General features: G+C 33.6%; 6 protein-coding genes. 5 read left to right on the top strand and 1 reads right to left on the bottom strand.

Annotation, left to right across the window (positions count from 1 at the left end; genetic code table 11):
• The first annotated feature begins 16 nt into the window (after positions 1-16).
• Both CBD51_003970 and CBD51_003965 read left to right on the top strand, forming a co-directional pair.
• A complete protein-coding gene (locus CBD51_003970; GenBank protein RPG58949.1) occupies positions 17-355 on the top strand; it encodes a hypothetical protein in 339 nt (112 codons plus the stop codon).
• 106 nt (positions 356-461) lie between these two features.
• Positions 462-1,601, top strand: a complete 1,140-nt coding sequence (locus tag CBD51_003965; protein RPG58948.1) for a class I SAM-dependent RNA methyltransferase — start codon at positions 462-464, stop codon at positions 1,599-1,601.
• Here the strand turns inward: CBD51_003965 and CBD51_003960 are convergent.
• Positions 1,598-2,536, bottom strand: a complete 939-nt coding sequence (locus CBD51_003960; protein ID RPG58947.1) for a CPBP family intramembrane metalloprotease — start codon at positions 2,534-2,536, stop codon at positions 1,598-1,600. The genes CBD51_003965 and CBD51_003960 overlap by 4 nt on opposite strands.
• A 31-nt stretch (positions 2,537-2,567) precedes the next feature.
• Here CBD51_003960 and CBD51_003955 point away from each other — a divergent pair, with 31 nt between their 5' ends.
• The 3 genes from CBD51_003955 to CBD51_003945 all read left to right on the top strand — a co-directional run.
• Positions 2,568-3,239 carry a rhomboid family intramembrane serine protease gene (locus CBD51_003955; GenBank protein RPG58946.1) on the top strand — a complete coding sequence of 224 codons (672 nt, stop codon included), beginning with the start codon at positions 2,568-2,570 and terminating at the stop codon, positions 3,237-3,239.
• A gap of 58 nt (positions 3,240-3,297) precedes the next feature.
• Positions 3,298-3,825, top strand: a complete 528-nt coding sequence (locus CBD51_003950; protein ID RPG58945.1) for a hypothetical protein — start codon at positions 3,298-3,300, stop codon at positions 3,823-3,825.
• Positions 3,826-4,025: 200 nt separating this feature from the next.
• Positions 4,026-10,051 (top strand): hypothetical protein (locus tag CBD51_003945; GenBank protein ID RPG58944.1); only part of this gene is annotated, 6,026 nt, incomplete at its 3' end.

Here is a 10,051-nt window from a genome sequence, read left to right as displayed (position 1 = left end):
ACTAAAATTGAATACTATGAAAAATTTGACCCAATTAATTGCTGTAGGAATAATAGTACTATTTGCAACATCAATCTCTAATGCTCAAAATCAGGGACCTATTTTGGCTGAAAAATTAGAAATACCAGAAAAAATTGTTAAACAACACATTAAAAAAAGATCAGCAATTTGGATTGATGGTCAATGGAAAGTAGAAAACAATCAATATATATGGGTAAGCGGACACTGGGAAGCAAAAAAAATTGGATATGTTTTTGTAAACGGTACTTGGACAAAAGACTCGCAAGGTTGGGTATGGACTGACGGCTATTGGAAACAAATCCCTATTAAAAAATGGAAACTGCTTTATGCATAGAAAATAAGATAATTAAAAAATGGAAAATATGGAAGGGTATGCGAGCATACCCTTTTTTTATGCCATTAAATTGAATAAAACTATATTTACCAAATAAAAATTGTAAATGTTTGAGAAACAATATAATATGGTGGCTACTACCATGTTTGGTTTAGAGTCAACTTTAGAGCAAGAACTAATTGAAATAGGTGCAAAAAAAATTGTTAAAGGCAACCGGTGCGTTTACTTCTTAGGATCTAAGTCATTAATGTACAAGGCAAATATACAGTTGCGAACAGCTTTAAAGATTCTAAAAACAATGAAACAATTTCAAGCTCATAATGAAAAAGTACTATATACACAGGCAAGTAGAATTAAATGGGATAGTATATTTAATGTAAACAATACTTTTAGTGTTTCCTCAACAGTAAACTCAAAACACTTTACACATAGTAAATATGTTTCTCTAGTTGTTAAAGACGCAATTGTTGATCAATTCAGAAAATACAAAAATCAGCGTCCCTCGGTAGACATAAAAAAACCTGATTTTAACATTCACATTCATATTTCTCAGAAAAACTGTAATATTTCAATAAATAGCTCTGGTCCATCACTCCATAAACGTGGATATAGGTCAAATCAATTTCATGCACCGATCAATGAAGTACTGGCTGCAGGTGTTATTATGCTAAGTAATTGGAGACGCAAAGAAAAATTAATAGACCCTATGTGTGGGTCTGGAACTTTATTAATAGAAGCAGCCATGATTGCTATTAATAGAGCACCAAATATAAATAGAAATTTTTTCGGTTTTCAAAAATGGAAGGATTATGACGAAGAGCTTTATAATACCATTATAGATAAAAGCTCTAAAAATGAAATAAAATATAATCAAATTATTCAGGGTTATGACATATCAGCATCCGCAATAGCAATTGCTAGAAATAATGTAGAGAATAGTAAATTAAATCACATTATTAAAATTGACGGAAAAAATTTTTTTAAATCCTCAATAAATTTAAAATCAATATTGATATTTAATCCACCATATGGTAAAAGAATAGAATTAAAGCCAGATTATTATAAACAAATTGGAGATACATTAAAAAATGAATACACAGATGCATGTGTTTGGATAATTTGTAGTGACAATGAAGAGCTAAAAAAAATCGGACTAAAACCCAGCAAAAAAATCAAACTATATAATGGTGCTTTAGAATGTAAACTCTTAAAATATGAAATTTATAAAGGAAGTAAAAAACATTAATAAACTTCAAAATGCGTAACTAAACAGGTTAACAAATTATTTAATGAATGTAGTAGTATTGGCAGTATTAAGCTATTTGATTTTAATCTAGCATATCCAAGTAAAATAGACATTGGAAATAATAAAAAGACAATAACAGCTATTCCATATTGAATGTGAATAATAGAAAATAAGATTGCGGAAATAAATACTGCTCCATGGCCACCAAAAGGAATCGGATTAAATATTCTTGGTAAATTGATTTTTTTTCGAATTATAATATATAACCCCAAAAAAACACCCCCCCATAAAAAAATAGCAATAGCACCTCTTTCATACCAACTATTTTCAAACTCAAAAATAAAACGAAAAATACTTAAATCAATTAAAATTATAATTAGAAGCGATAATACAAAGGAGATAAGTGTTTCTAGAATATATTCAATAATTATATATGGTGTTTTTTCTAAACCTTTAAATAAGAAACCACGAAACAACATTTCTTCAAAGATCGGTCCAAAAATTACTACACCAAAGTATAATAAAGGTAAGCTATTAGCACTTTTATAACTCTCTAAAACAAANTCAGTTGCGAATATGTCNGGATATTTTTTTGANANANACTCCATGACAATTAANAANGCAAATGTTGCTAAAAAAAAATAATATGAACTTTTAAAANTTAGCGAATTTAAGCTCANATAGTCATTGANATTTNCAGTTTTCAGCTTAATAAAAAANAAAATCATCAAAGCNCCAGCAATTGAAGAAATANACGAAATTAAACCTAAATTACTATANGCCAATAATTTAACATCTNAAACATCATTTATAGCTNTTTTTTGTAAGAACAATACAATTAGAGATTGAACAATAGTAAAAGAAACAAAAATTATAAATGATATAATTATTGTTGAATATAAATTCCAGTAAATGTCATTATTATTAATACTCATAGATGGAAATAAAAATACGTATTTTTGATTAATGGAAAATTACGATTTAGAAAATAAAAAAATATCATTTAATGTTTTTATTTTTCCACTATTTGTTGTTACAACTATGTCATTTGTCAAAATGATTGAATTAAAATATGGATATAATTTAAGTAATTATGGTGTTTTTCCAAACGAATTAAAAAGTTTGTCGGGTATTATTTTTTGTCCATTTATTCATGGCTCAACACAACATCTTTTTAATAATATAATTCCTTTATTTTTTTTATTATCTGCCATGATACACTTTTATGATGGTCTTGCGTATTATATATATATTCTTATACATATTTTTGCTGGAATATTATTGTGGTTTATAGGTAGAGAAGTTTACCATATAGGAGCTAGTGGAGTTGTTTATGGACTTGCAGCTTTTATGTTTTTTAGTGGTGTTTTTAGAAGAAATATCCAACTTCTTTCCTTTTCACTTCTTATCACTTTTCTTTATGGAAGTATGGTGTGGGGAATTTTTCCAGAAACAGTTAAACCCGGTGTTTCATGGGAAGCCCATCTTAGTGGGGCAATTATTGGATTTATTTTATCGATTATTTTCATTAAAAAGGGTCCTCAAAAGAAAAAATATGAGTGGGAAGATGACGATGATAATGACGATGATAATGACGATGATAATGAAAAATATACTTACGAGATAATTAGTAATTAAATTAAATTTTTTAAATTCATAAATCACAATTATTAACTTAAATACAAACATTAAACTGATGAAAAATTCAATTTATATTTTACTAGCGATTATAATTACCCTTTTGGGTTGTACCAATTCCTCAGATAGTGAAACCTTATTAAATGGCCAATACATTGAAAAAAATAAAGAAGGAATTGTCAAAACTATCGGTAACTTTATAAACAATGAAAGGGATGGTCTATTTGTATACTTTGACAATAGAGGAAAATTGCAAGCACAAGAAAATTATAAAAATAACAAATTGCATGGTGAGCAAATAACTTTACATAATACTGGTAAAGTTAAAAGCTTGATTAATTATGTAAATGGTAAAAAAAATGGTTCATATACAAAGTATTATAAAACTGGTAAACAACAAGAAACCGGATCATATCTAAATGATAATAAAAATGGTGAAATAATATGGTATTATGATAATGGTGAAAAAAACATCCTATACACTTACAAAGAGGGAGTATTAAACGGTCCAACTAAAATTTTCTCTAAAGAAGGTGATATTACTGAGGAGGGTAACTATTCAAATGGTCAAAAAATCAATAATTAAATTTTTATTTCTAAAATATAAATTTTACTTCTTATACAGATTTGTAGTTTAAATATCGTTCTTAATTAAATGTATATTTAATATTAATTTTTTTTGAATTTTTATTTGATTTTAGTATATTTAGTAATGTAATAAGTTAACAGTTAGCGAAAAAAACTGTTAAAAAATATACCCCTAAATCAATTAAAAATATTAAAATTATGAAAAAGTTAAACTTTTTAATGGCTATTTTAGCTATGGTATTCAGCCTTCAATTTTCATGGGCGCAACCTGGTTTTTATGAAATAAACGCTGGTGCATTTTATTTTTCACCTAACGTATTAGAAATCGAATCTGGATCCACTGTAACTTGGACAAACGTTGGTGGTTTACATGATGTAAATTTTGAAACCAACTCAATATCAGGAGCAAATTTTAATAATCCTGAATCCTTTGTTTTACCAACTGTATATTCTGCTGGTCCAGATAGCCCAACTGAAATTGGCTCATGGACCTTTACAGTTGAAGGCACATACACATATGACTGTTCTATTGGAACTCACGCTGCACAAGGAATGGTTGGAACAATCATTGTAATACCACAAGGTGAATACCCTGGNTGTATGGATGAAACNGCNTGTAATTTTGATCCAATTGCTAATATTGACGATTTAACATGCCTTTATGATAACATTTGTTGTGATGCATTAACTCCTGAATGTCTTGCATGTAATGCATGTCAAACACCTGAAGATTGGTGTTTAGACAATCCTGGCTTCAGCGGTTGTGATGCCTATGATGTTGTTGGGTGTATGGATGATGGATTACAAAACTGGTCCCCATTTCCTGGATATGCAGCAGATAATTACGAGCCTGGTGCAAACACTCCTGGAGAGTGTGCTTATTGGGGCTGCGGAAATCCTGATAACACATTAATGCTAGTTGGAACTTTCATGGATTTAAGTGGTCAGAATGGATGGAATGGAACTTCAATGACAGTTTTTAACATTTGGGAAGACTCTCAAATTTACGATGTTATGGATACAGTGTTTTATTTTGCACCTACACTAGATATAATGTACGAACTTCCCGCTGTACCTACAGAAATTGGTGATTTAGACGGTGATGGTTTTGACGACGCAGATTGTTGTGGTTTAATTGATGAGCTAGAATTTTTAGACGATGGTAGTGAAAATCCAAATTTTGGAGGGCCATTACCTGATGGGGAAGTAAATCACGATGATTGTTTAGAGTGTCCATTGAACGAAGCCTTTGTTGGCGAATTAGGATACGTTGTGAATTTTTGTGCACCTGACGACTTACTAGATGGATGTTATCAGTTAATTGTTGATGATGGCGACCCACAACAAGTAGCATGGGAAATACAAAATGCAGACATTTCTGTATTTGCGTTATCAGGATCATCTTACTTTGACTCTACTAGTGGTTCCGCTTGTACTGACGACCCCGACGATGGAGGTTATGATTTTTTTGATGTAAGTATTGAAAATGTAACATTTGAAGATGGTATATTATCAACACAAGTTTGTAATTTTGGAACTGAAACAACTACTAATTCGGAGGGAATTGAAACAGCAGGAACAACCTGGATTTTAATTGATGGTTTCGCAGAAATTTCTAATAGTCCCTCACAAATGGCAACAATAGATCCTTTTAATGGCGAAGCTGTAACTAGTGATGGATACTATTTAGGCTCTTGCTATGATTTTTCATATGATTTAAGTGATTTAACATCAGCTGCTGCAATTGGGCCTGGGGACCACAGTATTACTGTTTGGGTGAATGGAGGTGCCTCACAACCTCTAGGAGTGAATCCTGAGTTTGGTGAAACAAATTATGAAAACAACTATTTTACAATTTCATTTAACATCCCGGCAGTTTTTGGATGTACAGATCCATGGGCATCTAACTACAACCCAAATGCAAACTCAGATGACAATGGCAATGAGCCTTGCTATTATGTATGTGGAGATACAGATGGCGATGGAATTGTGGATGATGAAAGCTATCAATATTTTGATATTACTTGTGGAGGTGGATCATGGCAAGCAGAAATAGGATGGACAATTCAAACAACTGATGGTTTTGAATATATTTCTGGAGGTGCACCCTTTGACAGTAATGACTTTACTGATTATGGAATATGTCTTGCACCAGGCTGCTATGAGGTTATTATGACAGACAACTGGGGAGATGGATGGAATGGAAACACTTTAGAAATTGGAAATGATTTAGAATTTACTATTACTTTTGGAGCTAATGCATCTGCACTTTTTGAAGTTGGTGAAGGCGGATGTGGTGACTTCTTTGGTTGTACTGACCCATCTGCATCAAATTATAATGCAGATGCACTAGAAGATAATGGTTCATGTGAATATGACTGCTCGGCATTTACAGACGATAATGGAATTTCTTATGAATCACTAGAATTAAACTTAGATGGTGGTTCATGGCAATCCGAAATTAGCTGGGAAATTGTAGATGCTAACGGAAATATACTACTGTCTGCTGGAGCCCCTTATTCTGATGTTACATGCCTTCCAATAGGATGTTATACTGTAAATATGTATGATGAGTTTGGAGATGGTTGGAGTGGTAACATATTTACTTTAGAGTCAGGAAGTGGTTTTACTTGGACTTTTGAAGGACCAACAGATCCCTTCCCAAATGGAACTGAAACAACGGCAACAATTGCTACTGGCAACCCTAATGATTGCGGCATATATTTTGGATGTATGGACCCCGAAGCTGACAATTACAATGAGGTAAATAATGTTGAAGATGGGTCATGTGAATACTCATGCGAAGACGGAGGAACTCCAGTAACAGTTAGTTGTGACGGAGGAACTTGGCAAGGCGAAGTAGGCTGGACAATCTATGATGGAGATGGCGCAATTGTTCTATCAGGCGGAGCTCCATATTCAGCTCAAGGTATTTGTTTAGCTGATGGATGTTATAGTGTAATTATGACTGATACATTCGGAGACGGTTGGAATGGAAACGATTTAACAATAACAGGTGACGGAATTGATTTTGAAATTACTGCTACAGGTGATGGTGGATCTGCTGCATTTGGAATTAATAATCCAGAGTGTGTAACTGAGGGTTGTATGGACCAAACTGCTGAAAACTTTAATCCTGATGCCAACATGGATGATGGATCATGTGACTATGACTGTGACGCATGGCTTGATACAGAGGAAGAAGGTACTTGTTATTGGTATGTATGGGTATTTAATACATATGACTACACTGTAGAACAAATGGAGGGATTTGGCTTTGATTGTACATGTGTTGAAGACCCTGTGCCTGGATGTACTGATCCAAATGCAGACAACTATGAAGCTGATGCAGACGAAAATGATGGTACATGCATTTATACATGTGATGAAGATGATGGAGAGATATCGACTCCAATTACATGCGATGGAGGAACTTGGCAAGGTGAAATAACATGGCAAATATTTGATGAGAATGGAAATATTGTTGCTTCTGGTGGCGCTCCATACTCTAATGAAATATGTTTATTAGATGATATGTGTTATTCCGTTGAAATGCAAGATTCATATGGTGATGGATGGAATGGAAATACTTTAAATATTGGAGGTGTAGAAATGAGTCTTTATGCAGGAGCAAGTGGTAATGATACGTACAACTGTCCTTATGAGTGTAATTACTCTGAGATACCTGTTTCAGTAAATAATGGTGCAGGAACATCATTTGGATTCTCCATTACCAATAATGCCGGTGATGTTGTGGTTAGTGGAGGTAATGATTACGATGGGTCATTTTGTTTAAATCCTGATGATTGTTATGATGTTAATCTAGCCAGTTCGGAAGGAAATGGAAATGAAGGTGCAACTTTAGTTGTTGGAAATGAAGAATTTGGATGGAATGGATTTAGTTTCTGGTATGCTTATAATTATGATGCAATTGGAGGAGGGTGTCCTGTATATGGATGTACTGACCCAGAAGCTGACAATTATAATGAAAATGCTACACTAAATGAATCCTCTCCTACTGATTCAAGCGATCCTTGTTTATACTCAGGATGTACAGACCCTAATGCAGCAAATTATGATTCTACTGCAAATACAAACGATGGTTCTTGTGAATATATTTGTGAAGATGGACTTGATGCGTACGTAGTTATATGTGATGGAGGAACTTTTCAAACAGAAGTGTCTTGGGAAGTAGTAAGTGATGCAGGTTCTATCGTTGCAAGTGGAGGAGCACCTGCAAATACTGGGATTTGTCTTTCACCTGGATGCTATACTGTTAATCTGTATGATTCATGGGGAGATGGGTGGAACGGTAACACGTTAACAATAGGTGACATGAATTTTGAATTAGGAGATGGCTCTGAGTCAACAGGAACACTTGTAGCTGGTGTAGATCCAGAAGATTGTGGAGTCTTTTATGGCTGTACTGATCCAGCTGCAGCAAACTACGATGCAACTAGTACAGTAAATGACGGTTCTTGCTTCTATAATTGTGATCAAGATGGATGGGAATCTGTAACCTTAGTTTCTACAGAGGGCTCATACCCATACGAAATTGCCTGGAATATTGAAGATTCAAATGGCAATATTTTATTCTCCGCTGGAGACCTTGACTATGCAATTGATGGTGGATATGATTTTGATAATCCAGGAGTTGTAGATACTTGGGTGTGTTTAGATCCTGATGGATGTTATACTATCAATATGGCTGACGCTTGGGGTGATGGCTGGAATAGTGCAGTACTGACAATAGGACAACAAGATGGTAACAATACTGACATCACACTTTTTGCTGGTTCGTCAGGAAGTGCAGAATATGGTTATTGTCCTTTTGAATGTAACTTTGAGGCTCTAGATGTTGTTGTAAACGATGGAGCAGGGACAGATTTTGGATTTTCCGTTACTGACTACGACGGCAACACTATTGTTGCAGGAGGAAATAGTTTTGATGGCTTAGGCTGTTTTGATTTAGAAGGAGGTTGTTATACTATTGCTATATCAAGTGCTAACGGAGGTGGATATGGATCTGCCTCTCTGTCAATTGGAGAATTTGAGTTTGATAATAATGATGGAACTGGAGGTTATTATAGTTCTATAATTGAAGAAGGTCTTGGAAACGGATGTCCTACTCTTGGATGTACTGATGAAACTGCATGTAACTATAATTTAGAAGCAAATCTTGATGATGGCTCATGTTGGTATGCAGCTGATTGTGATAATTACTGTGTAACTGAAAACTTTGACAATTTAGCTGATGGAAGTGGAATTTCAAATAATAGCCTTTTTGATACATGGACTACTGATAATTCACAAGAAGATGCCTTTATTTCTAATGGCTCGGCAGTAATAACAACTGACACTGATATTATTACTACTACCCCTATTTTTGAAACTGGATCATATAATATTTCATTTGATTTAGGAATATATCCAGGGGGAGCAGGTTATTTTAGCATCGGTAACTCTAATGACCCAAACAATTGGCAATGGGAAATTGAAGTTATTTTTGGTGAAGATGGTCTTGGATATACTACACAAACATATGACACATGGAGCTATAATACTGGTGGGAATGTTGCTATTGAAATCGCAGTTGATTTAGATAACCAACTTGCATCTATATTAGTTGATGGTGCATGTGTAGAGACATGGGATTGGTCTGGTAATCTTGGTGGATTAAATTTCTGGGGAGGTGGCTCAAACACTGACTTTTCTGTTGATAATTTAAGTTTTTGTACTGGTGAAATCTCAATATGCATTCCTGGATGTACTGACCCTACAGCATTTAACTACAACCCAGATGCAACATCAGATGATGGATCATGTGACGCAATTGTTTTAGGTTGTACTGATACTGCTGCATGGAATTATAATCCTACAGCTAATACAGATGATGGATCGTGTGTAAATTCTTGTGCAGATATAGGGCAATCACAAATAGATTTATTTATGTATACAAACGGAATTGTTTCTGGTTGGTATGGTAGTACTATATCTATTGGTGATAATGAATATTCATTAGGTAATGTTTATCAAGAAACAATCTCATTCTGTGGTGATATTTCAGATTGTGTAACAGTAACTGCAGGTGGAGGGATTCAACAATATAATATTGGTTGGAGTATTAGTGCTGATGAAACTGAAATCCTTTCAGGAAGTGCACCATTTTTAGGTGAAATTGGTAATTGTACTATTTATGGATGTATGGACGAAACTGCATGTAA

The sequence above is a fragment of the Flavobacteriales bacterium TMED191 genome (genome assembly GCA_002171975.2).
Lineage (GTDB): Bacteria > Bacteroidota > Bacteroidia > Flavobacteriales > TMED113.
The sequence above is the reverse complement of the archived record's forward strand: the minus strand, read 5'-3'. Positions and strand labels throughout refer to the sequence as shown.